A 24,157-nucleotide genomic window follows, 5' to 3' on the forward strand; every position below is an offset into this window, starting at 1 on the left:
GAGGTTGTCGCTGTCGCGTCCGGCGGCCCGCCGCGAAGATCGGCGTGCCGTGAAAGTCCCGGACGAGGAAGGCATCGGTGACGACCGCCTGGAGGCTCCTTTCGGCCGCACTGCTCGCGGCCACCGCGCTCGCCGGCGTGCCCGGAACCGCGGCCGCCGCCGCGCCGCCGCAGACGCGGCTGCTGTACGTGCAGCGCGTCCGCGACACGATCCTGCTGACCTGCGCCACCGGGGACGCGGCCGTCGTCGCCTGCCACGCCGTGCACCGGCCGCGGCCGTTCCTGACCGCCGGGCTCGTCGCCTGGCCCGGTGCTACAGCCGTTCCAGGTCCGCTCGGACCGCTTCGGCGCGCTCCTCGCCCCCGTACTCCCGCATCATCGCCAGCGCCTCCGTGAGCACTTCCCGCGCCTGCTCGCGGTCCCCCGCCTCCCGGTGCGCGCGGCCCAGCTCGGCGAGCGCCATCGCCTCGTACAGCCGGACACCCGCGACGCGCCAGAGCCCGGCGCTGCGGCGGAGTTCCCCGAGGGCCTCGGCGGGCCGGCCCGCCTCGCGGTGCACGATGCCGGCCCGCATGCAGCCGTAGGCCATGCCCCGCACGTCACCGGTGTCGCCGGCGACGGCCACCGCGTCGGTCGCGTAGGCCAGCTCCCGCTCCCGGTCGCCCCGGCGCCCGTACAGGATGCCGAGGTTGACCAGGTTCAGCGTCTCGACGTGCCGCAGGCCCAGCGACCGGTTGAGCTTCAGGCCGCGCTCCCCGAACTCGATGGCCGCGTCCAGGTCGTCGCCGAGGCCGAACACGAAGCAGAGGTTGTTGAGGCTGCTCGCGAGCTGGCGCGGGTCCCCGATCGCCTCCCAGTCCGCGAGGCTGCGGCGCATGTGCGCGTGGGCCCGCCGGAAGTCCGGCGCCTCGCCGCCGTGGACCAGCTCGGCCTCGGCGACGCCGAGGTCGTTGCGCAGCGTCGCGGCGGCCACCCGGTCGACGCCTTCGACCAGCTCCAGGGCCAGCTCGTCGACGCGGACGGTGTCGCGCCACCGCGCCCGCGCCCGGTGGTACTCGAACAGGCCGAGCCCGATCGCGGCGATCGACTCGGCGGGCACCCCCGGCGTCGCGGCGGCCTGCCGCACGACGGTGACCAGGTGCGGCTGGTGGGCGTCGAGCCAGCCGAACACCTCTTCCGTGGACGCCGGTGCCGGCTCGACCGACCAGCGGCCCGCGGCCCAGTCGTGTCGCTGTGAGGCCGCCGCGACCAGCGCCATGCTCCGCCAGGCCATCGCCGCGCACAGCTCGACGACCCGGGTGATCGCGCCGGCCCGCTCGGCCGTGGTCAGCCGCTCGGCGTGTTCGCGGGCGTAGAGCCGGAGCAGGTCGTGCAGCCGGTACCAGCCGGGCGCGGGCGTGGCCAGCAGGTGCTCGTCGGCGAGGCGTTCCAGCAGTTCCTCGGTCTCGCGTTCGGGCGCGTCGAGCAGCCGGCTCGCGACGGCCACCGACAGCTCCGGGACGTCGAGCAGCGACAGCAGCGGGTACGCGCGGGCGGCGGCCGGGTCACCGGCTTCCAGCCGGCCGAACGCGAGCTCGAAGCTCGTCCGGACGCCGGTTTCGTCGAGGCGGCGGCGCTCGTCGTCGAGCCGGTGCGCGAGGTGGGCGACGGGCCAGTTCGGGCGGGTCGCGAGCCGGGCCCCGGCGAGGTGCAGGGCCAGCGGCAGGTACCCGCACAGCCGGGCGACCGCGCGCGCCGCCGCGGGTTCGGCCGCGACCCGCTCGGCGCCGATCTCCGCGGCCAGCAGCCGCAGCGCGTCGGCCTCGGGCAGCACGTCGAGCAGGACCTGGTGCGCCTGCGGCAGGTCGGGCAGCGCGGCGCGGCTGGTGACGATCGCCCCCGAGCCGCCGCCCCCGGGCAGCAGCGGCGCGACGTGCGCGGCGTCCCGGGCGTTGTCGAGCAGGAGCAGCACGCGTTTCGCGGCGAGCAGCGAGCGCAACCGCGCCGCCGCGGTGTCGAGCGCGAGCGGCGTCGGCGACTCGCCGCCGAGCTCCCGGATCACGCGGTCGACCAGGTCGAGCGGGTCCGGCGGGTCGGCCGCGTGCCCGCGCAGGTCCAGGTGCAGGGAGCCGTCGGGGAAGCGCCGCGCGAGCCGGTGCCCGGCGTGCAGGGCCAGCGCCGTCTTCCCGATCCCGGCCATCCCGGCGATGGCGACCACGCCCCCCGGCCGGTCCTCGCCGAAGCAGGCCAGGACGCGCTCGATCTCCGCTTCCCGCCCGGTGAACGCGGCGATCTCGCCCGGCAGCTCACGCGGGACGACGCCCGGTTCCGGCTTGGGCGTCCCGGGCCGGGCGGCGGCCGCGACGAAGGCGTCCCGCGCGTCGCCGTCGAGGTCGAGGGCGTCGGCGAGCCGGTCGAGGGTGGCACGCTGCGGGAACCGCCGGTCCCCGCGTTCGAGCGCGCCGACGGCCTGCCCGCTGAGGCCCGACTTCTCGGCCAGCGCCTCCTGGGTCAGCCCCAGGGCGCGCCGAAGACGGCGCAACCGCGCCCCGAACGAGTCCATCTCCCCTCCCCCTCCGGCACCGAGCATCACACGCGGACTCCGTGCCGCGCTACCCGTCGAAATCGTCGGTGCCGCCCGCTACGGTCGCCGCGAACCGAATTCGAGGGGGAACCGATGACCGCGCTGCAGGACGCCGCCGAACGCGGCACGCCGGAGCAGGTGGCGGAGCTGGCGCGCCAGGCCGCCGACGTCGACGTCGAAACGGGGGGCCACACCGCGCTGTGGTGGGCGGTGCACGCCCGCCGGCCGGAGAACGCCCGCGTGCTGGCCGGAGCGGGCGCGGATCCGTGGCGGCCGGACCCGGCCGGCTGGCCGCCCGGGCGGCTCGCGCTGGCCGGGCCCACCCCGGACCTGTTCGGCGCCCCACCCGGCGGGGTCGTGCTCAGCGACGCCGAGGCCGTCATCGTGGCGGCGGCACCCGGTCTCGGCGCCGCGCTGCAGGGCTGCCTGCTCGAAGGCACCGGCCTCGCCGCTGTCGCGGGTATCGACGCGGCGGAAGCGGCGCGACGGCTCGACGCCGTCCCCGCCGATCCCGCGGTCGGCCGGGCGCTGTCCGCGGATCCGTGGGCGCCCGAGGGCACCGATCAGATCGTCGGGGTCACCGATGTGCCCGGCGGCTGCGTCGTCACCCAGCCGTGGGGCTACCTGCCGCAGACCCCGGCCGTCACCGGGCTCCTGTCGGCGGGCACGGTCTGTTACGGCGTCTATGCGAACCCGAAGAGCGGCAACCAGGGGTGCATCGTCCGCGACGGCGTCACCGACGGGTCGGACCTGCACCCCGGCGGCGCGCCGTACGTCGATTCCTCGGCGGTGGAGGTACTGCTTTCCTATCTGTACCCGGGAAACGCGGCGGCCTACGCCTGCGCGTACGCCGGGCTGCGGCCGATCGACGCGCGGGCGATCACCGGGCCGCCCGACACCTGGCTCGTGCTGCCCGAGCGGGACTACTGGCACCACTCAGCGTAACCGGAACGGTACCGCGGGAGCATTGCCGGGCAAGATCGTATCGCTTATCGTATACGACACTCCCGATGCTGCGAGGTGACCCGTGCCCGCCCCCACGACCCTGATCGCCCGGGACTTCACCGAGTTCCGCGCCGCCGTCACGCAGTCCTTCGTGCCGCTGCACGTCACCGCCGGTGCCGGGGAGGCCTTCCGCGGCCGAATCCGCTCGTCGACGGCCGACGAGGTGCAGGTCTCGGAGATCTCGGCGTCGCCGCACGTCGTCCAGCGCACGCCGGAGCTGATCGCGCGCGGCGAACGCCGGTACTACAAGCTGAGCCTGATCCTGGCCGGCACCGGGCTGCTGGTGCAGGACGACCGGCAGGCCGTCCTGCGGCCCGGCGACGTCGCGCTCTACGACACGCACCGGCCGTATTCGCTGGAGTTCGCCGAGGACTTCCGCACCCTGGTGGTGATGTTCCCGCAGCGGCTCATCGACCTGCCCGCCGAGCTCGTCGGCCGGCTGACGGCGGTGCGGATGTCCGGCAAGGAGGGCGTCGGCAACGTCGTGGTGCCGTTCCTCGCCCAGCTCGGCAGCAACCTCGAGCAGCTGGCCGGACCGGCGGGCGCGCGGCTGGCGCACAGCGCCGTCGACCTGCTGAGCACGATGGTCGCCACCGAGCTCGACCTCGCGCACGCGGGCGCCGACCCGCACCACGAGCTGATGCGCCGGATCCGCGCGCACATCGACGCGAACCTGCACTCCCCCGAGCTGAACCCGGCGCGGATCGCCGCCGAGCACTTCATCTCGACGCGGCACCTGCACGGGCTGTTCCAGGAGCAGGGCACCACGGTCGCCGGCTGGATCCGCACCCGGCGCCTGGAGCACTGCCGCCGTGACCTGCTCGACCCGGTGCACGCCGGCCGCCCGGTCGCGGCCATCGCGTCGCGCTGGGGGTTCGTCGACGCCGCGCACTTCAGCCGGGTGTTCAAGACGGCGTTCGGGCGCGCGCCGAGCGAGCTGCGCCGCGAGTTGACCGTCAGCGACCGGTAGTTGCCCCCCAGCGCGTGACCGCTCGCTCGCCGCCGGGCGCCGCTCGACGATGAGCCCATGCCCGAAGCCCCCACCGACGGCTGGCGCACCTACGACGAGTTCGCCGCCGGGATCGCCACCTACCGCCTGCCGAACGCCGACCTCACCGGCCGCTCGGTCACGATCACCCTCGACGACGGCGCCGAGCTGGCGCTGAGTTTCGAGGACGCGGACCACGTCCTCTGCAACGGCGTCCAGGATCCCTACGACGCGGTGGCCGTCCGCGACGACGTGTACTTCGTCAACCTCCCGCTGACCAGCGTCGAAGGCGAGGCGCTGACGGTCGTCTATTCGACGTCGACCCACCGCGCGTTCGCCGTCCGTTCGGTGATCGGCGCGGAGGACGTCGACGGCGTTCCCCGGGTGTCCCAGAGCTTCCGGGCCGGGACGACCGGCGGCGGCGAGCCGTCCGGCGCCGTACCCGGGCCGTCGCGGGACCTGATCGGCAAGCGCAACCTCTACCGCTACAGCCCCGATCACCTCTACGAGCACGTCTACGTCTCGTCGGAGCGTTACGCCTGGCAGTGCCTCGAAGGCGTGCAGCGCGGCCACGGCGACATGGACCTGTCGACGGTGTGGAAGTTCCAGGACGGCCTGTACCTGTTCTGCTTCCGCGAGTTCCGGATCGCCGTGGCGAGCGTGTGGCTGCACGACCTCGGTTACGCATTGCGCACCACCGGCGTGTTCCTCGGTCTCACCGGCGACGGCCGGTCCGAGCACTCCCGCGCCGGCGGCCACGTCTACCCGCTCGGCTCGGTCGCCTACCCCGACGCCCAGCCCGTCTGAAGGAGCTTCTCGTGTCCCATGTGGACGTCATCCGCGCGCACTACGACGCCAGCGACCGCGGCGACCTGCCCGGCATGCTGGCCCCGCTCGGCCCCGACACGACGTGGACGGAGGCCGCCGGTTTCCCCTACGCCGGAACGTACACCGGCCCTGACGAAGTCCAGCAGCACGTCTTCGAGGCCATCGGCCGCGACTGGGACGGCTACCGCTTCACCCTCGCCGACCTCCTCGACGCGGGCGACACCGTGGTCGGCGTCGGCACCTACACCGGGACCCACCGCGGCACCGGGAAGTCCTTCACCGCCCGCGTCGCCCACGTGTGGCGGTTCGCCGCGGGTGCCGTCGCGAGTTTCGAGCAGATCGTCGACTCCGCGCCCGTCGTGGCCGCAACCCGGGAGCACTCATGAGAAAGACCCTGCCCGCCTTGGCGATCGCCGTGGTGCTGGCCACCGCCGGGTGCGCCGGCGCCGAGTCCGGTACGAACGGGCCGATCGTCGTCGGCTCGGTCAACGCGCTGAGCGGCGCGGCCACCTTCCCGGAGGCCTCCCAGGCCGCGAAGGCCGTGTTCGACGCGGCCAACGCGGCCGGCGGCGTCGGTGGTGTTAACGGGAGGCAGATCGAGTACAAGGCGATCGACGACAAGGGCGACCCGTCGGCCGCCGCGGCCGCCGCCCGCGAGGTGGTCGGCGGGGACGAGGCCGTCGCGCTCGTCGGGTCGTCGAGCCTCATCGAGTGCGAGATCAACGCGAAGTACTACGAGCAGCAGAAGATCCTTTCGGTGCAGGGCATCGGCGTCGACCCGGCGTGCTTCTCGAGCCCCAACATCGCGCCGGTCAACGTCGGCCCGTTCCACGACATGACGCTCACCCTGCTCTACGGCTCGGAAGTGCTGAAGCTGAACGACATCTGCGCACTGCTGGAGATCGCGGGCAACACGCTCCCGGCGTACCAGGCCGCGATCGACGAGTGGACGAAGATCACCGGCAAGAAGCTGAAGTACCTCGACGCGACCGTGCCCTACGGCGGCTCGGACTACACCTCCTACGTCGTCAAGGCGCGGGCGGCGGGCTGCAAGGCCATCACGGTCAACCCGGTCGAGCCCGACTCGATCGGCCAGCTCAAGGCCGCGCAGGCGCAGGGCTGGAACGACGTCACGTGGCTGCTGCTGACCAGCGTGTACAGCGAGAACTACGCCAAGGCGATCTCGGACGCGGGCGCCGGGGTGTACGTGCCCGCCGAGTTCTACCCGTTCACCGACGCCGGCAGCCCGCAGACCAGGGACTGGCGCGACCTGATGACGAAGAACAAGATCCCGCTGACGTCGTTCAGCCAGGGCGGTTACCTGGCGGCGAAGTACTTCCTCGACGTCGTCCGCGGGATCCAGGGGGACGTCACCCGCGAGTCGGTGACGAAGGCGCTGCGCGGGATGAAGCCGGTCAGCGACCCGATGGTCGGCACGCCGTACGTCTTCGGCCCGGCCGCGACGCACCACGACAACACCGCCGGCTAGCCGATCAAGCTCGCCACCGGCACGAACAAGTGGGAGCTGGCCGGGCAGGACTGGCTCCGGATCCCTCGCTCGTAGGAGGATGTCGATGCTGCAAGGTGCGCTGGCCGGGCTGGCCGCGGGCGGGCTGTACGCGGTGCTCGCGGTCTGCCTGACGTTGATGTCGCGGCTGGTGCGAGTGGTCAACTTCGCGCAGTCCGCCACCGGGATGTTCGGCTGCTACGTCGCCGTCTTCCTCGCGGTCCACTTAGGACTCCCGGAGTGGGTGGCGACGCTCGCCGGGATCGTGCTCGGTGGCGCGCTGAGCGCGATGCTCGGCTGGATCGTGTCCACCTGGCTCGCCGAAGCCGACACCGGGACGCGCTCGGCGGTCACGGTCGCGGTGCTCCTGCTGCTGATCTCGCTGGTGTTCATCCTGTTCGGGAACAAGCCGCAGCCGTTCCACCCGCTGCTGGCCGGCCCGGCGTTCACCGTCGGCGGGGTGGTGGTCAGCCAGGTCACCGTGGTGACCGTCGCGCTGGCGATCATCGTGGCGCTCGCCTGCCGCGCGGTGCTGGCGCGCACCACGCTGGGCGTCCGGCTGCGGGCGCTGTCGGAACGCCCGACGACGGCGGAGCTGCTGGGCATCCCGGCCCGCCCGCTGGCGGTCGGCGTCTGGACGGCGACCGGGGTGATCGCGACGCTCGCGGTGTCGATCGTCGCGCCGTCGCAGTCGAACGACCCGACGTCGCTGGCGATGCTGGTAGTCCCGGCGGCCGCGGCGGCGTTGCTCGGCGGCTTCCGGCGGCTCGACCTGGCCGTGGCGGGCGGCCTGGTGCTGGGCATGGCCCAGGGCGCGGTCGCCCAGTCCGACCGGCTGTCGGTGCTGCGGTACTTCCTCCCGTTCCTGGTCATCGTCGCGCTGCTGCTGTGGACGCAGCGCAAGGAGGTGTGGGATGCGGCTCGCTGAACGGCTCCTGCCGCTGCTCGTCGCGGCCGCCGCCGTCGGCGTCGGGTACGCGCTGAGCGTCGGGCTCGCTGGGTACTTCGTCTACCTCGGCGTCAGCGCCGTGGTCGCGGCCATCGCGCTGCTCGGCCTGGGCGTGGTGACCGGCACCGCCGGGATGATCTCCCTGTGCCAGCTGACCTTCGGCGCGGTCGGGGCATTCGTCGTGTCGGCCTGCAACGTCGCCGGGGTGCCGGGCGGCTTCGTGGTGTGGCTGCTGCTGGGCGGACTGGCCGCCGCGGTGGCCGGGGTGCTCGTCGGGCTGCCCGCGTTGCGGCTGCGCGGCATCACGCTCGCCGTCGTCACCCTCGGGCTGGCCGCGGCCGCCGACCTGACGCTGGTGCAGATCCAGTTCCCCGGCGCCACCGAAGGCCTGCCGGTCGAGCGGCCCGACGCGTTCGCCGACGACCGCTCGTACTTCCTGTTCGCGGTGCTGGTGCTCGTCGCCTGCGGGCTGGTCGTGCACTTCCTGCGCCGCGGGCGCTGGGGCAGCAGCTGGCACCTGGTGGCTTTCTCCGAGCGCGGCACGGCGGCGGTCGGCGCCGGGGTGCGGACGTCGAAGCTGACGGCGTTCGCGGTCAGCGCCGCCCTCGGCGGGATCAGCGGCGGCCTGCTCACCGGGCAGGTCGGGCTGGCGTTCCCGGCCAGCTTCACCGCGATCCAGTCGCTCGCGCTCTACGTGCTGGCCATCATGTCCGGCGCGCACCTGATCGACATGGCGGTGTTCGGCGCGCTGCTCTGGGTAGCCGTGCCGGAGCTGCTGAAGCGCTGGGGCGTGCCGCAGGACTGGGGGTTCGTGATCTTCGGCGTGCTCGGCGTGCAGGCCCTGGCCGGGCGCGGCAACCTCGGCACGGCCTGGCGCACCCTCTGGTACCGCCGCCGGTCCCGCACCACGGCCGGGGTCGGCCTCACCGACGTCGCCGACGTCGCACCGCTGCCACCCGGGGACCCGGTGCTGGAGGTGCGCGGCCTGAGTGTCTCTTTCGGACACGTACGCGCACTGTCCGATGTGGACATCTCGGTGCCGGAACATGGCGTGCTGGGCGTGATCGGGCCGAACGGCGCCGGGAAGTCGACGCTCGTGGACGTCATCAGCGGGTTCCTGCCGCGCGCGACCGGGACCGTGACGCTCGACGGCCGGCCGCTGACCGGTTCCCCTGCGCGCCGGGCCCGCGCCGGGCTGCGGCGGACGTTCCAGCAGGACCGCGTCCCGCCCGGGCTGACGGTCGGCGCGTACGTGCGGTTCGTCGCCCGGCGGCGGATCACGGCCGCCGAGGTCGCCGACGCGCTGGAGTTCTTCGGCTGCCCGCCCGCGCGCACGCCGTTGTCGCGGGTGGACGCCGGCGCGCGGCGGCTCGTCGAGGTCGCCGGGCACCTGCTGGCTCGGCCGCGGGTGCTGCTGCTCGACGAGCCGGCGGCCGGCCTGCCGCACGAGGAGCACGTCGCGTTCGGGCGTCGGCTGCGTCAGGTGCCCGCGCGGTTCGGGGTGTCGGTGCTGCTCATCGAGCACGACCTGGACCTCGTGCGGTCGGTGTGCGACAGCTTGACCGTGCTCGACTTCGGGCAGGTGCTGGCGAGCGGGCCGCAGGCGGACGTGCTGGCCGACCCGGCCGTGCTGAAGGCGTACATGGGCGAAACGGAGCTGCTGTGAACGCGTTGCGGGTGCACGGCCTGACGGTCCGGCGGGGCGCCGGGCCGGTGATCCGGGACGTCGACCTCGTCCTCGAGCCGGGCCGGATCACGGCGCTGGTCGGGCCGAACGGCGCCGGGAAGACCAGCCTCCTCGAAGCCGTCTCGGGCGTGGTCGCGCCGGCCGCGGGGAGCGTCCACCTCGGCGGGGTGAACGTGACCCGGCATTCGCGGGTGGCGCGGGCGCGGCTCGGGCTGGCGCACATCGAGCAGGGCCGCGCGGTGTTCCCGGGCCTGACGGTGCTGGAGAACCTCCGGCTGACCGCCCGCACCGCGGCCCGCGTCGACGAGGTTCTGGAGCTGTTCCCGGAGCTGGACAAGCGCCGCGACTCCCCCGCGGCGCTGCTGTCCGGCGGCGAGCAGCAGATGGTGGTGCTGGCTCGCGCGTTCGCGGCGCGCCCGGCGTTCCTGCTCATCGACGAGATGTCGCTGGGCCTGGCACCGGTGGTCTTCACCCGCCTGCTGCCGGTGGTGACGCGCTTCGCGGCCGAGGGCGCGGCGATCCTGCTGGTAGAACAGTTCACCCACCTAGCGCTGGGCGTCGCCCAAGAGGCCCTGGTGGTCTCCTCAGGCCGCGTCACCTACTCGGGCGACGCCCAGCCCCTCCTGGACTCCCCCACCACCCTGCACACCGCCTACCTGGGCTCGTAAAGCCGTGAAGGCCTCCTTCCCGGCTCTTATGGCCGGTAAGGAGGCCTTCACGGCTTTACGCGTCACATGCCGGCGCGTTCGAAGGCCAGCGTCGGGAGGTCGACGCAGTGGGCGCCGCCGTCGGCGACCAGGACCGCGCCCGTGATGTACGACGACTCCGGCGAGCCCAGGAACCGGATGATCGACGCGATCTCCGACGGCTCGGCCGGGCGGCGCAGCGGGACCTCGGCCGTCACGCGGCGGTAGCCCTCGTCGTGGCCACCCTCGAAGCCGGCCGCCGCGGCGAACTGGTCCATCTCGCCGTCGGCCATCGGGGTGCGGACCCAGCCGGGGCAGACGACGTTCGCGCGGACGCCGCGGGGGCCGAAGTCGCGGGCGATCGAGCGGGTCAGGCCGATCAGCGCGTGCTTGGCGACGGTGTAGCCGGCGACGTTCGGCCCGGCGAACAGCCCGGCCAGCGACGACACGACGACGACCTGGCCGCCCGTCTCGACCAGCGACGGCAGCGCGGCCCGGCAGAACACGAACGCGCTCGACAGGTTCGACCGCAGCGCGAGCTCCCACTCCTCGTCGCCGGTGTCGGTGACCGACGAAAGGCCGTGCCCGCCGGCGTTGGCGACGACGACGTCCAGCCGGCCGAACCGGCCGGTGATCTCGGCGATGGCGTTTTCGGCGTCCGTGCGGGAACTGGCGTCGCAGGTGATGACGTGCGCACCGATCTCGACGGCGATCTCGTCCAGGGGTTCGCGACGCCGGCCCAGCACGACGACCCGGGCGCCTTCGCTCGCGTAGCGGCGGGCGGCCGCGGCGCCGATGCCGGTGCCTCCGCCGGTGATGGCGACAACTGAGTCCACTGTGGATCCTTTCTTAGGCGGGGAACGCCGAACGGGCCGACAGGCCGAAGTCGGCGAGCAGGGCCTGGCCGTTGACCGGCCGCGAAGCCGGGGACGCGAGGAACAGCACCTGCCGGGCGACGTCGGCGGCGGCCTGCACCGGGAACGCCGGGTCGTCGAGCACGTCGCCTAGGTCCGCGCGCGCCATCGGCGTGTCCACGACCGACGGGCACACGCAGTTGACCCGGATGCCCGGCAGCTCGACCGCCAGGGCCCGGGTCAGCGCCACGACCGCACCCTTGGACGCGCAGTAGGGCACCATGCCCGGCGCGGCCGTGAAGGCGGAGTCGCTGCCGAGCAGCACCACGGCGCCGCCGTCGGCCAGCCACGGCCGCGCGTGCTTGACCAGCAGGAACTGCCCGGTGACGTTGACGGCGAGCACCGCGGCGACGTCGGCGGCGGTGATGGCGGCCAGCGGGGTGCCGACCGGGCCGGAGATCCCGGCGCAGCCGACGACGACGTCGAGGCCGCCGAACCCGCGGGCGACGGTCGCCACCGCCGCGGCCAGGGCCGCTTCGTCGGTGACGTCGGCCCGGACGTCGGCGCCGGGTGCCCGGTCGACGACCGCCACCCGGGCGCCTTCGGCGCGGAACGCCCGCACGCAGGCCAGCCCGATGCCGGACGCCCCGCCGGTCACCACGACCGCCTTCCCGGCAAGATCGGTTCGCATGCGCCCATCCTCACCGCGGGCGCCCGCCGGGCGGTTGGCCGAGAGCGCAGTTCTGTTGTCCGCGCCCGCACGCGCGGTCGCGGACGACGCCGCGCGGGCCGAGACTGACCGGGGTGAGCACCCCGCACCCCCTCGACCCGCTGACCGCCGCCGAACTGTCCGCCGGCCGCGCGATCCTCGCCGGCGCCGGACTCACCGGGGAGACGATCCGCTTCCCGCAGGTGCTGCCGGTCGAACCCGCCAAGGCGGACGTCCGCGCCGGCACCGGCGACCGGCGCATCCGCTACACGTTGCTCGACACCGCCACCGGCCGGGCCGGGGAAGCCGTCGTCTCGGTGAGCGCGCACGAGCTCGTCTCCTGGGACGACTGGGCCGAGGCCGACGGGCAGCCGTCGTATCTGTTCGAGGAGTACGCCCTCGCCGAGCAGCTGACGAAGGCGTCCGACGGCTGGCGGGCCGCGATGGCCCGGCGCGGCCTCGCCGACCACGTCGAGCACGCCTTCTGCGCACCGCTGGCGCCCGGCCACTTCGGCCGCGCCGACGAAACGGGGCGCGTGATCCGCTCGCTGACCTTCCTCCGCTACGACGACGGCGACAGCCCGTGGGCGCGGCCTGTCGAGGGGCTGGTCGTGCACCTCGACCTCACGAAGCGGCGGGTCCTGCGCGTCGAGGACGAGGGCGACGTCCCCGTCCCACCGGAGCACGGCCGCTACAGCGACGTCCCGGCGCGGACGTCGCTGAAGCCGATCGAGATCACCCAGCCCGAGGGACCCAGTTTCACGGTCGACGGCACCGAGGTGGTCTGGGAGGGCTGGCGGCTGCGCGTCGGCTTCAACACCCGCGAAGGCCTGACGTTGCACCAGGTGGGCTTCCAGGACCGGCCGGTCCTGTACCGGGCCTCGGTCCCCGAGATGGTGGTGCCCTACGGCGACGTCGCGCCCGGCCGGTTCTGGATCAGCTACTTCGACGCCGGTGAGTACCAGTTCGGCAAGAACGGCAACGACCTGCGGCTCGGCTGCGACTGCCTGGGCGTCATCCACTACTTCCCGGCCTGGGTCGCCGACGACCACGGCGAGCCGGTCGAGATCCCGCGGGCGATCTGCCTGCACGAAGAGGACGACGGGATCCTCTGGAAGCACACCGACCTCGGCGGGCACCCGGAAGTGCGCCGCTCGCGGCGGCTGGTCGTCTCGTCGATCTCGACGATCGGCAACTACGACTACGGCCACTACTGGTACCTCTACCTCGACGGCACCATCGAGTTCGAGGCGAAGGCCACCGGCGTCGTCTTCTGCGGCGCCGGCACCCCGGGGCGGGAGCAGCCGCACGCGACCGAGATCGCGCCCGGCCTCTTCGCGCCGGTGCACCAGCACCTGTTCTGCGCCCGGCTGGACGTCGAGGTCGACGGCGACCGCAACAGCCTGCACGAGGTCGACGTCGTGGGGGTGCCGACCGGCCCCGAAAACCCGTACGGCAACGCGTTCACCTGGCGCAGCACGCCGCTGCGCACCGAACACGACGCGATGCGCCTGGCCGATCCCGCTCGCGCCCGCGTCTGGGAGATCCGCAGCGCCGACCGCGTCAACCGGCTCGGGAAGCCGACGGCCTACCAGCTCGTGCCGCGGCCGTCGGCGACGCTGCTGGCACAGCCCGAGGCGTCCGTGCACGCCCGGGCGACCTTCGCGACGAAGCACCTGTGGGCGACGCCGTACCGCGACGACGAGCGGTTCCCGGCGGGCGAGCGGCCCAACGCCCACCCCGGCGGCGCGGGCCTGCCCGCCTGGACCGCCGCGAACCGCGACCTGACCGACACCGATCTCGTGCTGTGGCACGTGTTCGGCCCGACCCACGTGCCGCGCCCCGAGGACTGGCCGGTGATGCCGGTCGACAAGTCCGGGTTCCTGGTGCGGCCGTACGGCTTCTGCGACCGCAACCCGGCCCTCGACCTGCCCGCCGGCGCCCACCACTGCGAACACTGAGGACACGATGACGCTCTCCGACACCTCGACCTGGCTGCCGCTCGACGGCCTCGCGCCGGGTTTCGACGCGAACAAGGCCCCGCTCACCCGCGACCTCCACGGCCGCGGGTTCGTGCTGCGCGACGACGCCGGCGGGCCGGGCTTCACCTGGGACGGCACCGAAGCCGAGACGTTCCTCGTCGACGACGGCCTGTACTACGTCCAGCCCCACCCCGGCGCCGCCCGCGAGGCCGTGTCCCTGATCCTCGACGTCCGCGACGGCCGCGCCCTGGTCGTCACCACCCGGATCGGCGACGCCGGCACCCCGCGCGTCACCCAGGAGTTCCGGCCCGCCACGATCGACGGCGCCGAGGTGCGCGGCGAGGCGATGGCGCCGAGCACCGCGCTGATCGGGCGCCGTGTGGTGTGGGTGTACAGCGAAGAACACGCCTACGAGCACGTCTACCTCAGCCCGCACTGGTACACCTGGCAGTGCCTGGCCGGGCCCGAGCGCGGGCTGGCCGACACCGACGAGAACTCCGTGTACCAGGTCCGGCCCGGGATCCACGTGTTCGCCTGGCGCGAGAAGGTGATCTCGTGCGCGTCGGTGACGATCGCCGACCACCGCAACGCCCGCGCGCTGCGCTCCCACGGTGTCCTCTTCGGACTCGACCACACCGGCGAGGACACGACGTGCTTCACGTTCGGTGCGCACGGGCGGCTGCTGAGCACCACCGTGCACCCCGCGGGCCTCGACCCGGCGGAGCACTGAGCCGTGGCCGCCGACCTGATCCTCACCAACGCCGTCGTGTACACCCTGGACCGGGTACGGCCGTGGGCGTCCTCGCTGGCCGTCGCCGACGGGAAGGTCCTGGCGCTGGAAGACGTCGGGCGCGGGCCGAAGACCGAGGTGCTCGACCTCGGCGGCGCGTTCGTCCTGCCCGGCCTGGTGGACGTGCACAACCACCACGCGATGGCCGGCCGCGCCGAGCTGTTCGAGCTCACCTTCGGCGCGGACGCGGGTTTCGCGGACATCCTCGACGCCGTCCGCGCGCGAGCGCGTGACCTCGGCCCGGACGACTGGCTGATCGGCGGCGCGTGGGCGTCGACGCTGGTCGAGACCCTGTCGCACGCCTCGGCGCGGCGCGCGCTCGACGACGCCGCGGGCGGCCGCCCGGTCGCGCTGGCCGACGACAGCCGCCACAACCGCTTCGTCAGCACCCGGGCCCTGGAGCTGGCCGGGATCACCGCGGCGACGCCGGACCCGCCGGGCGGGGTGATCCACCGGGACGGCGGCGAGCCGAGCGGCCTGCTGCTGGAAGCCGCGGGGGTGCTCGTCGAGTACGTCGCCGGCGGCCTGACGCCGCAGCAGCACCGCCGGGCGTCCCAGCGGGCGATCGAGATCCTGCACGGCTTCGGCGTCACCGCGTTCCAGGACGCGGGCGTCTCGACCGACATCCTCGGCGCGCTGAAGTCCCTCGACGACGCGGGCGAGCTGGACGCCTGGGTGGTGTCGTCACTGCTGGTCAACGACCCGATCTTCGGGTTCGACCCGGTCGGCGCGCCGCTGCTGGAGGTCGCCGGGCGCTACCGGACCGAGCACCACCGGCCCGACTTCGTGAAGATCTTCCTCGACGGCGTCCCGCCGACCCGCACGGCCGCGTTCCTCGAGCCGTACCTGCCCGACGACGTCCACGGCGGCTGCTTCCACGGCGAGACGACGATGTCCGCCGGGGAGCTGACGGGCTGGCTGCGCACGGCGGCGTCCGCGGGCCTGTCGGCCAAGGTGCACTGCACCGGCGACGCGTCGGTCCGGCTGCTGCTCGACGCCGTCTCGAAGCTGCGCGCCGAGGGGTACACCGACGTCCGGTTCCAGGTGGCGCACGGCCAGTTCGTGCACCCCGACGACCTGCCGCGGTTCGCCGAACTGGGTGTCGCGGCGGACATCTCGCCGTTCCTCTGGGTGCCCGGCGTGATCCCGGAGGCCATCGCCGGGGTGCTGCCCGCGTCCCGAGCGGCCCGGATGCAGCCGAACCGCGCACTGCTGGACAGCGGCGCGCTCGTGGCCGGTGGCTCGGACTGGCCGGTCAGCGCGTCGCCGAACGCGTGGGAGGGCATCGCGGGCCTGGTCACGCGCCAGGACCCGCACGGTCGCCGGCCGGGCGCGCTCTGGCCGGAGCAGGCGATCACCCTGGCCGAGGCGATCGAGGTGTTCACCCTCGGCGGGGCCCGCGCGTGCGGCCTCGACGACGTCGCCGGGGCGCTGACCCCGGGCCGCTCGGCCGACTTCGTGGTCCTCGACCGGGATCCGTTCCGGACGGCCGACGTGGCCGGCACGCAGGTCGTCGAGACCTGGTTCGCGGGGCGGCGGGTGTTCCGGCGCTGACCCGATCCGGTGCTTCCAGGTAGTTTCTCCTACACTGGTAGAGAAAACCAGTGCGGGAGGTGCCGGGTGCCCAAGATCATCGACCACGACCAGCGGCGCAGGGACATCGTCGACGTCACCTGGGACCTGATCGTGCGCGGCGGGATCGAGGCCGCCACGATGCGTGAGATCGCCGCGGCGGCCGGCTTCGCGAACGGCGCGCTCAAGCTGTACTTCGCCGGCAAGGAAGACATCATCGCGGCGACCTACGAGCGGGCGCTGGACATGATGCGCGAGTACGTGGCCCTCGACGGCCTGCGCGGGCTGGCCGCGCTGCGCGAGCTGTGCGTGTCCTCGATGCCGATCGACGAAGCCCGCATCACCGCCGGGCGCGTGCTGCTGATCTTCTGGCAGATGTCCCTGTCGGACCAGGGGATGCACGACAAGTACCTCGAGCACGTCCGCGAGTGGCGCGGGCTCCTGCACCGCTTCCTGGCCGAAGGCCGCGAGGACGGCGACATCGTCACCGAGACGCCGGACGAGCAGCTGGTGGACGAGGTCATCCTGGTCAACGCGGGCGCGAACGTGATGAGCCTGGTCGCGGGCGAGTTCTCCACGGTCGCCCTGCAGCACCGCCACCTGGAGTCGTTCCTGGCCCGGCTAACAAAGCCGTGAATGGCACATCGAGGGACTCTGAGTCCCTCGATGTGCCATTCACGGACTTCAGGTGAAGATGCCGCGGAGGTAGGCCGCCACCTCCGCGTGGGACCTCGGGGACGCGGGCAGGTCCGTGTACAGGCCGTAGAAGCCGTGGATCTGGCCCGCGTAGCGGGTGAGGTCGACGGCCACGCCCGCGTCGGTCAGCTGCCGGGCGAAGGCCTCGCCCTCGTCGCGCAGGACGTCGTACTCCGCTGTCAGGACCAGCGCCGGCGGCAGGCCCGAGAGGTCCTTCGAGCGTGACGGCAGCAGGTACGGGTCGGTCAGGCGCGCCGGGTCCGGGGCGTACTGGGCGAAGAAGAAGCGCATCGCGTCGGCCGTCATGCCGTAGCCCGTCGCGAAGTCCGCGTAGGAGGCGAAGCCGTCGTCGGGGTGGGCGAACACCGGGCAGATCAGCACCTGCGCGGAAATCGCCGGCCCGCCCCGGTCCCGGGCCATCAGCGAGACCACAGTGGACAGATTGCCGCCGGCACTCTCGCCGCCGACGGCGATCCGCTCCGGTGAGACCGCCGGACCGGCGCCGCCCGCGGCCAGCCACTCCAGCACGGCGTAGCAGTCCTCGGGCGCGGCCGGGTAGGGGTCTTCCGGCGCCAGCCGGTACTCGACGGCGGCCACCGCGACCGACGCCCCGGCGCACACCGCGCGTGAGGCGACCTCGTTCTCGTCGACCGAGCCGATCGTCCAGCCACCGCCGTGGATCCACAGGAAGACCGGCACCGGCCCCGCCGCCTCCGGCAGGTACAGCCGGACGCGGAGGTCGCCCACCCGGCGTTCGGTCACCGCCGCGACCGGCGCCGGCGCACCCGGCGCCGGCCGGGACGCGGCGAACGCGGCCCGCAGCTCCACCGCCGTCGGCGGCCGTTCGGGCACCGGCACGTCGGCGGCCAGGGCGAGCAGCTCCCGAACCGCGGGGTCGAGGCTCACGGGGCCACCGCCTCGGCGACGAGGACGCGCGGCGACCCGGGCAGGGTCAGCCGGTCCACCGGCCGCCACCCCGCCTCCGCCAGCCAGCCCCGGACGTCGGCCTCGGGGTACACGACCGTGCCGTCGATGACCAGGTACTCCCCCGCGTGCAGCGCGTCAAGTGACCGCGGCACGGCGTCGTCGTCCAGGAAGAAGTCCAGCAGCAGCAGACGCGCGCCCGGTGCCGCCGCGGCCCGCGCGTGCCGCAGGATCGCGCGGTTCTCCTCGACGCCGAACCGGTGCAGGACGTGGTTCACCATGATCAGGTCGTACTCGCCTTCGGGTTCGGCCTCCGGGGTCGGCGCGCCCACGACCCGTGTCCGGTCCGCGAACTCCGCCACCGCCTCGGTCACCGACGGCACCGACCGCGGGTCGTAGACGAACGTCGTGTGCAGGACGTCGTTGGCCCGCAGGGCTTCCAGGGCGAAGGCGGCCGACAGGCCGCCCAGGTCCAGCAACCGCTTGGCCGACCCGAAGTCGAACGCCCGCGCCAGAGCCCGAGCGTGTAGGGCGTTATACACCATGACCCCGCCGATGAAGGTGTTCCAGCGGTCGCCGGTGAGGTCGAGTTCGCCGGGTTCGCCGGTGTCGGCGGTGTGCGGGAACTGCTGCCAGTGGGGGTAGCTGATGGTTTCGAGGAAGGTGAGGAACGGCGCGAGGTCCGGTTCCTCCCCCGTGCCGCCGAGGTGGGCGGCGGTGTCCGGCGTCAGCGCGTACCGGCCGTCCACCCGGGACAGCAGGCCCAGTGACGACAGTGCGTCACCGAGGATGCGCGTGATGTTCTCCGGCCGGCCGGTGCGTTCCGCCAGTTCCGCCGCGCCGAGCGGCCCGGGCGCGAGTGCGCGGAACAGGCCGATGCGGTTGGCGGCGAACAACTGCCCGGCGGCCATGTAGCCCACGGCGACGTCCACGATGCGCTGGGGCGTGGCTGGTGTTTCCGTCCCGGTCACGGTGACCCTCCTTCTGTTCGACCCGTGCACTCTACATTCGTAGATAAAAGAGTCCAGCGCCGATTTCCCACGCACAGCAAGGGAAATCCGTCGTGTTTCAACTTCCTACGTTCGTAGAATAAAATCATTGACAGCGCATGACGGGAGTGTCAACATGCGTAGAACTACCCCTGCCGGTACCGGCAGTCCGGCCCGCCCGTCGCGGCGGGCGCGAGGAAGGGGAACCCATGACGCTGCTCGAAATCCGGGACCTCACCGTCGGCGTCGTCACCGAAGACACCGAGGACACCGACCGCGAACTCGTGCGGGAGCTGTCCTTCGATCTCGATCAGGGACGGACACTGTGCGTGGTCGGCGAGAGCGGCAGCGGCAAGACGGTCACCGCGCTGTCGATCATCCGCCTGCTCGAGTTCGTCGCCCCGGTCCGCACGCGCGGCGAGATCGCGATCGACGGCGTGGACGTGACGAAGCTGCCGGCCGACGCCATGCGCGCCTACCGCGGCCCGCGGATCGGCATGATCTTCCAGGAAGCCCTGGACTCGCTGAACCCGGGCCGCCGGGTGGGCGGGCAGCTGGTCGAGGCCTACCGCGAGCCCGGTTCCCTGCCGGGCCAGGCGGCCCGGCGCGGCAGCCCGCTGCACCGGAAGGCCGAGGCCAAGGCCCGGCAGCTGCTCACCGAGGTCGGCCTGACCGACACCGACCGGATCCTGCGGCTCTACCCGCACCAGATGTCCGGCGGCATGCAGCAGCGGGTGATGATCGCGCTGGCTCTGATGGCCGGCCCGGACCTGCTCATCGCCGACGAGCCGACCACCGCGCTCGACGTCACCACGCAGGCGGAGATCCTGACGCTTTTCGACCGGGTCCGCCGCGACCACGGGACGGCGTGCGTGTTCATCACCCACGACATGGGCGTCGCGGCTCAGGTGGCCGACCGGATCGCGGTGATGTACCGCGGCCGCCTGGTCGAAACGGGCTCGCGCGACGACGTCCTGACGCGCCCGCGGCACCCCTACACCCGGGCCCTGCTGAGCTGCGTGCCGCAGCTGGGCGTCAGCCGGCGCGACGGCTTCCCGACCATCTCCGCCACGCTGCTCGCCTCCGCCATGGCGGGCGAAGCGACCGACGCCGTCGAAACCCGGACGCTGAAGCCGCCACCGCGGAAGGACCACGAAGGCAGCACGCTCAGCATCGCCGGAGTGTCCAAAGTGTACGGCCGAAAAGGACGGTTCGGCCGCGCGGGCAGCGAGATGCACGCGGTCCGGGACGTCTCCCTCGACATCCCGCCGGGCGAGTTCTTCGGGCTGGTCGGCGAGTCCGGCTCCGGCAAGACCACCCTGGGCCGCTTGGTGACGGCCTTGGAGCCGCCGGAGTCGGGGACGATCACCTTCGGCCCGCACACCGTCACCGCGTCCGGGCTCGACGGCGGTGAGCGCGCGTTCCGCCGCCGGGTCCAGCTGATCTTCCAGGACCCGCAGAGCTCCCTCGACCCGCGCCACACCGCCGCGCGGATCATCGCCGAGCCGCTCAAGGAGCTGACCGGGCTGCGGGGTGCCGAGCTGGACCGGCGGGTCGCCGACCTGATCGACGAGGTCGGCCTCCCCCGCGACACCGCGGGCAAGCTCCCGTCGCAGCTGTCCGGCGGGCAGCGGCAGCGGGTGTCGATCGCCCGCGCGATCGCCGCCGAGCCGGAGCTGATCGTCGCCGACGAGCCGACGTCGGCGCTCGACGTCTCGGTGCAGGGCCAGGTGCTGAACCTGCTGCTCGACCTGCGCCGCACCCGCACGCTCAGCCTGCTGTTCATCACCCACAACCTCAGCCTCGTGCTGTCGGTCGCCGACCGCGTCGGCGTGATGTACCGGGGCGAGCTCATCGAGGTCGGCGACCCCGACGCCGTCCGTCTCACCCCGCGCCACGACTACACGCGGCGGCTCCTCGCCGCGAACCCCGACCTGCCCGCCCTCCCCCACATAGGATCGACGCGCCCATGAAACGAACTCCTTTGCTCGCCGCCCTCGCCGCCGCGGGCGCGCTCCTCGCCGGCTGCATGGGCTCCGCGGCCACCGGCGACGCCGGTGCCGCGGACGGCCCACCGGTCCGCGGCGGCAACCTGACCGTCGCCGTCCCGACCGACCCGCAGTCGCTGGACATGGTGGCCAACCCCGGCCAGGTGACCGCGCACATCGGCAACATGATGTACGAGAAGCTGTTCGAGGTGGACCAGGGCTTCGTCGCGCGGCCGATGCTGGTCGACACGTTCACGACCAGCCCGGACCGGCTCACCTACGCGTTCAAGCTGCGCCAGGGCGTCACCTTCCAGGATGGCAACCCGCTGACGGGCAACGACGTCGTCGTGAGCCTGCAGCGGTGGCAGAAGAGCCACCGCACCGGCCAGCTCGTCGCCCCGGACATCGACACGATCACCGCGCCGGACGCGGCGACCGTGAGCGTCCACCTCAAGCGGCCGCGCTACCCGCTCGTCGACGAGCTGGCCGGCGCGGGCACCGAGATCTACGAGGCGAAGAACCTCGCCGGGCTGCCCGCGACCGGGTTCGGGCAGGACAGGGCGATCGGCACCGGGCCGTACAAGCTGAAGAGCTGGGACATCGGCCAGCAGCTGGTCCTGGAACGCTACGACGGCTACAAGTCGCGCACCGAGGAGAACTGGGGCGGGCAGGCCGGCGCCAAGCACGCCTACCTCGACACGGTCACCTACAAGATCGTCGGCGACCAGGACGCGCTGATCAGCGGCCTGCAGACCGGCCAGTGGGACCACGCGATGCCGGCCAACGACCAGTACGAGACGCTCAAGGCCAACCCGAACCTGGTCGTGCACAACCTGCCGGGCGGCAACGAGAACGTCATCATCCCCAACTTCAACCCGGGTTCGAAGTTCGCCGACCCGCGAGCGCGACAGGCCCTGAACCTGCTGCTCGACAAGCCCGCGATCAACGCGGCGACCGGCGGCAGCAAGGACCTGACGATCGAGACCGGCGCGTTCGCCTCGCCGGACAACAAGGCGTCCTACTCGGCCGCCGGCGACGACGTCTACAAGCAGCACGACCCGGAGAAGGCGCGGCAGCTGCTCGCTGAGGCCGGCGTCCCCGCCGGGTCGACCATCCACATCGTCACCACGAACTCCTACCCCGAGTTCGGCAAGTGGGCCGTGCTCATCCAGGACGAGCTGGCGAAGATCGGGCTCACCGCCAAGATCGACACCTACGACTTCGCCACCATGCTCGGCACGCTGACCAAGGACCCGGGCGGCTGGGACATCACGACGCTGTTCTTCGACTCGTCGCTGACCTCGCCCGCGCAGATGCCCGCGCTCACCCTGGGCACGCTCAACGGGTCATCCTCGCCGGAGAGGGACGGGTTGCTGGCCGAGTTCAACGCGGCCACGACGCCGGAGCAGGCCAAGGCCGTGATCGACAAGCTGCAGGCGTACACGTGGAAGCAGCTGTCGGTGATCACGCTGAGCCAGTCCAAGCTGTACGCGGCCTACACGCCGCGGCTGAAGGGCTACGGCGACTTCTACCGGATCTTCTGGAACTCCTGGCTGGCGGCGGCATGACCGGAGTCCTGCTGCGCCGGCTGCGCGACCTGGCGATCATCCTGGTCATCGTCGGCACGATGATGTTCTTCGTCATCCGGCTCATCCCCGGCGACCCGGCCCAGGTCATCCTGGGCCCGACCGCGCGCCCGTCCGACGTCGCCGCCCTGCGGGCGAGCATGGGCCTCGACGGCTCGCTCTGGCAGCAGTACCTGACCTGGGCCGGGCACGTGCTGCGCGGCGACTTCGGGACGTCGATCACCTACCACCAGCCCGTGCTGGGCGTGGTCGCCGGCCACATCGTCCCGACGCTGACGCTCGCCGTGCTGTCGACGATCATCAGCTTCGTCCTGTCCGTGGCGATCACGGCGTGGCAAGCCGTGTCACCGCGCAACCCGGTGGCCCGCACGCTCGACCGGCTCTCGTCGCTCGGCATGGCGCTGCCGGACTTCTGGATCTCGCTGGTCCTGGTGCTGGTGTTCTCGGTGACGCTGCGCTGGTTCCCCTCCAGCGGCTACCACGACCTGCTGACCGACCCGGCCGGCGCGGTGCCGGCGCTGGTGCTGCCGCTGACGGTGCTCGTCATCGGCCAGACGGCGTTGTTCGTGCTGACCCTGCGCGAGAGCGTCCTGGGTGAGCTGCCGCTGGCCTACCTGCGCACCGCGCGCGTCAAGGGCCTGCCCGAACGCCGGGTGCTGCTCAAGCACGTGCTGCCGAACGCGCTGATGCCGCTGATCACCCAGCTGGGCAGCAACTTCGCCATGCTGGTCGGCGGGATCGTGATCATCGAATCGATCTTCGTCGTGCCCGGGCTCGGCCACCTGCTCATGGGCGCGGTGTCCACCCGTGACTTCCCGCTGATCCAGGGCGTGACGTTGTTCGTCGCGGTGCTGTTCGTCGCGGTCAACCTGCTGGTGGACCTGTCGTACGCGCTGCTCGACCCGAAGGTGCGTGTCGCATGAGCCTCGCCCTCGCAGACCAGGCGCCCGCGGTGGCCGCTCCCCCGCCGCGGCGCGCGGCCCGGGTGTTCCGCCGCAACCGGACGCTGGTCGTCTGCTCGGTGCTGCTCGGCCTTATCGCCGCGGCGGTGGTGGTGCTGCCGGTCTTCCTGCCGAGCGTCAGCGCCACCGACCCGGTGCACCGGCTGCTGCCACCGTCGCCGGGACATCTGCTCGGCACCGACTCCTACGGCCGTGACGTGCTCGCGCGGCTGGTGTCCGGCGGGCGGGCGTCGCTCGGGCTCTCGGCGCTGATCACGCTGTGCGCGGCGTTCTCCGGCATGGTCATCGGCCTGGTCAGCGGCTTCTACCGGACCGCGGGCGCGGTGCTGATGCGGCTGATGGACGCGTGGATGTCCTTCCCGGCGATCATCCTCGCCATGGCGCTGGCCATCGCGCTCGGCGCCAGCATCTGGACCGAGCTGATCGCGCTGACGGTGATCTTCACGCCGTTCACCGCCCGGGTCATCCGCAGCCGCGTGCTCGGCATCGCCGGGCGCCAGTACATCGGCGCCGCGCGGGTGTCCGGGATGAGCCGCGGCAAGATCCTGCTGGTGCACGTCTTCCCCAACGTGCTACCGCTCGCGCTGGTCCAGGTCGTCATCCTCGCCGCGGCCGCGATGCTGGTCGACGGCGCGCTGAGCTTCCTCGGCCTCGGCATCGCCCCGCCCACGCCGACCTGGGGGAACATGATCGCCGAAGGCCGCTCGTACCTGGTCGTCGCGCCGTGGCTGATGCTCGTGCCGGGCGTGACGATCGTGCTCTGCGTGCTCCTGCTCAACCTGATCGGCTCCGCGCTGCGGATCGCCGTCGACCCCCGCGCCCGCACCCTCGGCGAGCTGCAGCGCCTGCGCGTCCGCCGTCCCGCCCGTGCCCGTTCGTGAGAGAGGATCTCC

At 72.9% G+C, this 24,157-nt stretch carries 21 protein-coding genes; 16 read left to right on the top strand and 5 right to left on the bottom strand.

Annotation, left to right across the window (positions count from 1 at the left end; all coding sequences use genetic code 11):
• Window positions 1–312 precede the first annotated feature (312 nt).
• On the bottom strand, window positions 313–2,541 hold the full coding sequence (locus ACLJQZ_RS16915) for a helix-turn-helix domain-containing protein (protein ID WP_410620933.1): 2,229 nt from the start codon (window positions 2,539–2,541) through the stop codon (window positions 313–315).
• 114 nt (window positions 2,542–2,655) lie between these two features.
• Here ACLJQZ_RS16915 and ACLJQZ_RS16920 point away from each other — a divergent pair, with 114 nt between their 5' ends.
• The 8 genes from ACLJQZ_RS16920 (at window position 2,656) to ACLJQZ_RS16955 (ending at window position 10,194) form a co-directional block, all read left to right on the top strand.
• Window positions 2,656–3,507 (top strand): hypothetical protein, encoded by an 852-nt coding sequence (locus ACLJQZ_RS16920; RefSeq protein WP_410620934.1) that lies wholly within the window; start codon window positions 2,656–2,658, stop codon window positions 3,505–3,507.
• An 82-nt stretch (window positions 3,508–3,589) separates the two neighbouring features.
• Complete coding sequence (locus tag ACLJQZ_RS16925; RefSeq protein WP_410620935.1) at window positions 3,590–4,537, top strand: helix-turn-helix domain-containing protein; 948 nt, start codon at window positions 3,590–3,592, stop codon at window positions 4,535–4,537.
• A 57-nt stretch (window positions 4,538–4,594) separates the two neighbouring features.
• Entirely contained in the window at window positions 4,595–5,362 is a 768-nt protein-coding gene (locus tag ACLJQZ_RS16930; protein WP_410620936.1) for a MoaF C-terminal domain-containing protein, read from the top strand.
• Window positions 5,363–5,373: 11 nt separating this feature from the next.
• Complete coding sequence (locus ACLJQZ_RS16935; RefSeq protein WP_410620937.1) at window positions 5,374–5,769, top strand: nuclear transport factor 2 family protein; 396 nt, start codon at window positions 5,374–5,376, stop codon at window positions 5,767–5,769.
• Window positions 5,766–6,872 (top strand): ABC transporter substrate-binding protein, encoded by a 1,107-nt coding sequence (locus tag ACLJQZ_RS16940; RefSeq protein WP_410620938.1) that lies wholly within the window; start codon window positions 5,766–5,768, stop codon window positions 6,870–6,872. The genes ACLJQZ_RS16935 and ACLJQZ_RS16940 overlap by 4 nt, the downstream gene beginning before the upstream one ends.
• Before the next feature lie 85 nt (window positions 6,873–6,957).
• A complete protein-coding gene (locus ACLJQZ_RS16945; protein WP_410620939.1) occupies window positions 6,958–7,818 on the top strand; it encodes a branched-chain amino acid ABC transporter permease in 861 nt (286 codons plus the stop codon).
• Complete coding sequence (locus ACLJQZ_RS16950; RefSeq protein WP_410620940.1) at window positions 7,805–9,505, top strand: ATP-binding cassette domain-containing protein; 1,701 nt, start codon at window positions 7,805–7,807, stop codon at window positions 9,503–9,505. The genes ACLJQZ_RS16945 and ACLJQZ_RS16950 overlap by 14 nt, the downstream gene beginning before the upstream one ends.
• Window positions 9,502–10,194 (top strand): ABC transporter ATP-binding protein, encoded by a 693-nt coding sequence (locus ACLJQZ_RS16955; protein ID WP_410620941.1) that lies wholly within the window; start codon window positions 9,502–9,504, stop codon window positions 10,192–10,194. Before ACLJQZ_RS16950 ends, ACLJQZ_RS16955 begins: the two co-directional genes overlap by 4 nt.
• A gap of 62 nt (window positions 10,195–10,256) precedes the next feature.
• Here the strand turns inward: ACLJQZ_RS16955 and ACLJQZ_RS16960 are convergent, their stop codons facing one another.
• Window positions 10,257–11,048: an SDR family NAD(P)-dependent oxidoreductase gene (locus tag ACLJQZ_RS16960; protein WP_410620942.1), complete on the bottom strand. Its 792-nt coding sequence runs from the start codon at window positions 11,046–11,048 to the stop codon at window positions 10,257–10,259.
• Between the two features lie 13 nt (window positions 11,049–11,061).
• Complete coding sequence (locus ACLJQZ_RS16965; RefSeq protein WP_410620943.1) at window positions 11,062–11,757, bottom strand: SDR family NAD(P)-dependent oxidoreductase; 696 nt, start codon at window positions 11,755–11,757, stop codon at window positions 11,062–11,064.
• A gap of 113 nt (window positions 11,758–11,870) precedes the next feature.
• Between ACLJQZ_RS16965 and ACLJQZ_RS16970 the strand changes: the two genes are divergently transcribed.
• From ACLJQZ_RS16970 to ACLJQZ_RS16985, 4 genes are all read left to right on the top strand, one after another.
• A complete protein-coding gene (locus ACLJQZ_RS16970; protein WP_410620944.1) occupies window positions 11,871–13,736 on the top strand; it encodes a primary-amine oxidase in 1,866 nt (621 codons plus the stop codon).
• A gap of 7 nt (window positions 13,737–13,743) precedes the next feature.
• Window positions 13,744–14,487 (top strand): MoaF C-terminal domain-containing protein, encoded by a 744-nt coding sequence (locus ACLJQZ_RS16975; RefSeq protein ID WP_410620945.1) that lies wholly within the window; start codon window positions 13,744–13,746, stop codon window positions 14,485–14,487.
• 3 nt (window positions 14,488–14,490) lie between these two features.
• Window positions 14,491–16,101: an amidohydrolase gene (locus ACLJQZ_RS16980; RefSeq protein WP_410620946.1), complete on the top strand. Its 1,611-nt coding sequence runs from the start codon at window positions 14,491–14,493 to the stop codon at window positions 16,099–16,101.
• Between the two features lie 66 nt (window positions 16,102–16,167).
• Entirely contained in the window at window positions 16,168–16,755 is a 588-nt protein-coding gene (locus ACLJQZ_RS16985; RefSeq protein WP_410620947.1) for a TetR family transcriptional regulator, read from the top strand.
• Window positions 16,756–16,803: 48 nt separating this feature from the next.
• Here the strand turns inward: ACLJQZ_RS16985 and ACLJQZ_RS16990 are convergent, their stop codons facing one another.
• Window positions 16,804–17,721, bottom strand: coding sequence for an alpha/beta hydrolase (locus ACLJQZ_RS16990; RefSeq protein ID WP_410620948.1), 918 nt, complete (start codon window positions 17,719–17,721; stop codon window positions 16,804–16,806).
• The gene (locus ACLJQZ_RS16995) at window positions 17,718–18,710 is read right to left on the bottom strand and encodes a methyltransferase domain-containing protein (protein WP_410620949.1); all 993 of its coding nucleotides are present in this window, start codon (window positions 18,708–18,710) and stop codon (window positions 17,718–17,720) included. Before ACLJQZ_RS16995 ends, ACLJQZ_RS16990 begins: the two co-directional genes overlap by 4 nt.
• Window positions 18,711–18,937: 227 nt before the next feature.
• On the opposite strand from ACLJQZ_RS16995, the gene ACLJQZ_RS17000 reads away from it, so the two are divergent.
• Genes ACLJQZ_RS17000 through ACLJQZ_RS17015 form a run of 4 tightly spaced genes read left to right on the top strand, consistent with a single transcriptional unit; the run spans window position 18,938 to window position 24,145 of the window.
• Window positions 18,938–20,701, top strand: a complete 1,764-nt coding sequence (locus ACLJQZ_RS17000; protein WP_410620950.1) for a dipeptide ABC transporter ATP-binding protein — start codon at window positions 18,938–18,940, stop codon at window positions 20,699–20,701.
• A complete protein-coding gene (locus ACLJQZ_RS17005) occupies window positions 20,698–22,284 on the top strand; it encodes an ABC transporter substrate-binding protein (protein WP_410620951.1) in 1,587 nt (528 codons plus the stop codon). The genes ACLJQZ_RS17000 and ACLJQZ_RS17005 overlap by 4 nt, the downstream gene beginning before the upstream one ends.
• Window positions 22,281–23,225: an ABC transporter permease gene (locus ACLJQZ_RS17010; protein ID WP_410620952.1), complete on the top strand. Its 945-nt coding sequence runs from the start codon at window positions 22,281–22,283 to the stop codon at window positions 23,223–23,225. The genes ACLJQZ_RS17005 and ACLJQZ_RS17010 overlap by 4 nt, the downstream gene beginning before the upstream one ends.
• Window positions 23,222–24,145, top strand: a complete 924-nt coding sequence (locus ACLJQZ_RS17015; RefSeq protein ID WP_410620953.1) for an ABC transporter permease — start codon at window positions 23,222–23,224, stop codon at window positions 24,143–24,145. The genes ACLJQZ_RS17010 and ACLJQZ_RS17015 overlap by 4 nt, the downstream gene beginning before the upstream one ends.
• Window positions 24,146–24,157: the final 12 nt, after the last annotated feature.

The sequence above is a fragment of the Amycolatopsis sp. cmx-8-4 genome, assembly GCF_046548675.1.
Classification (GTDB): Bacteria; Actinomycetota; Actinomycetes; order Mycobacteriales; family Pseudonocardiaceae; genus Amycolatopsis.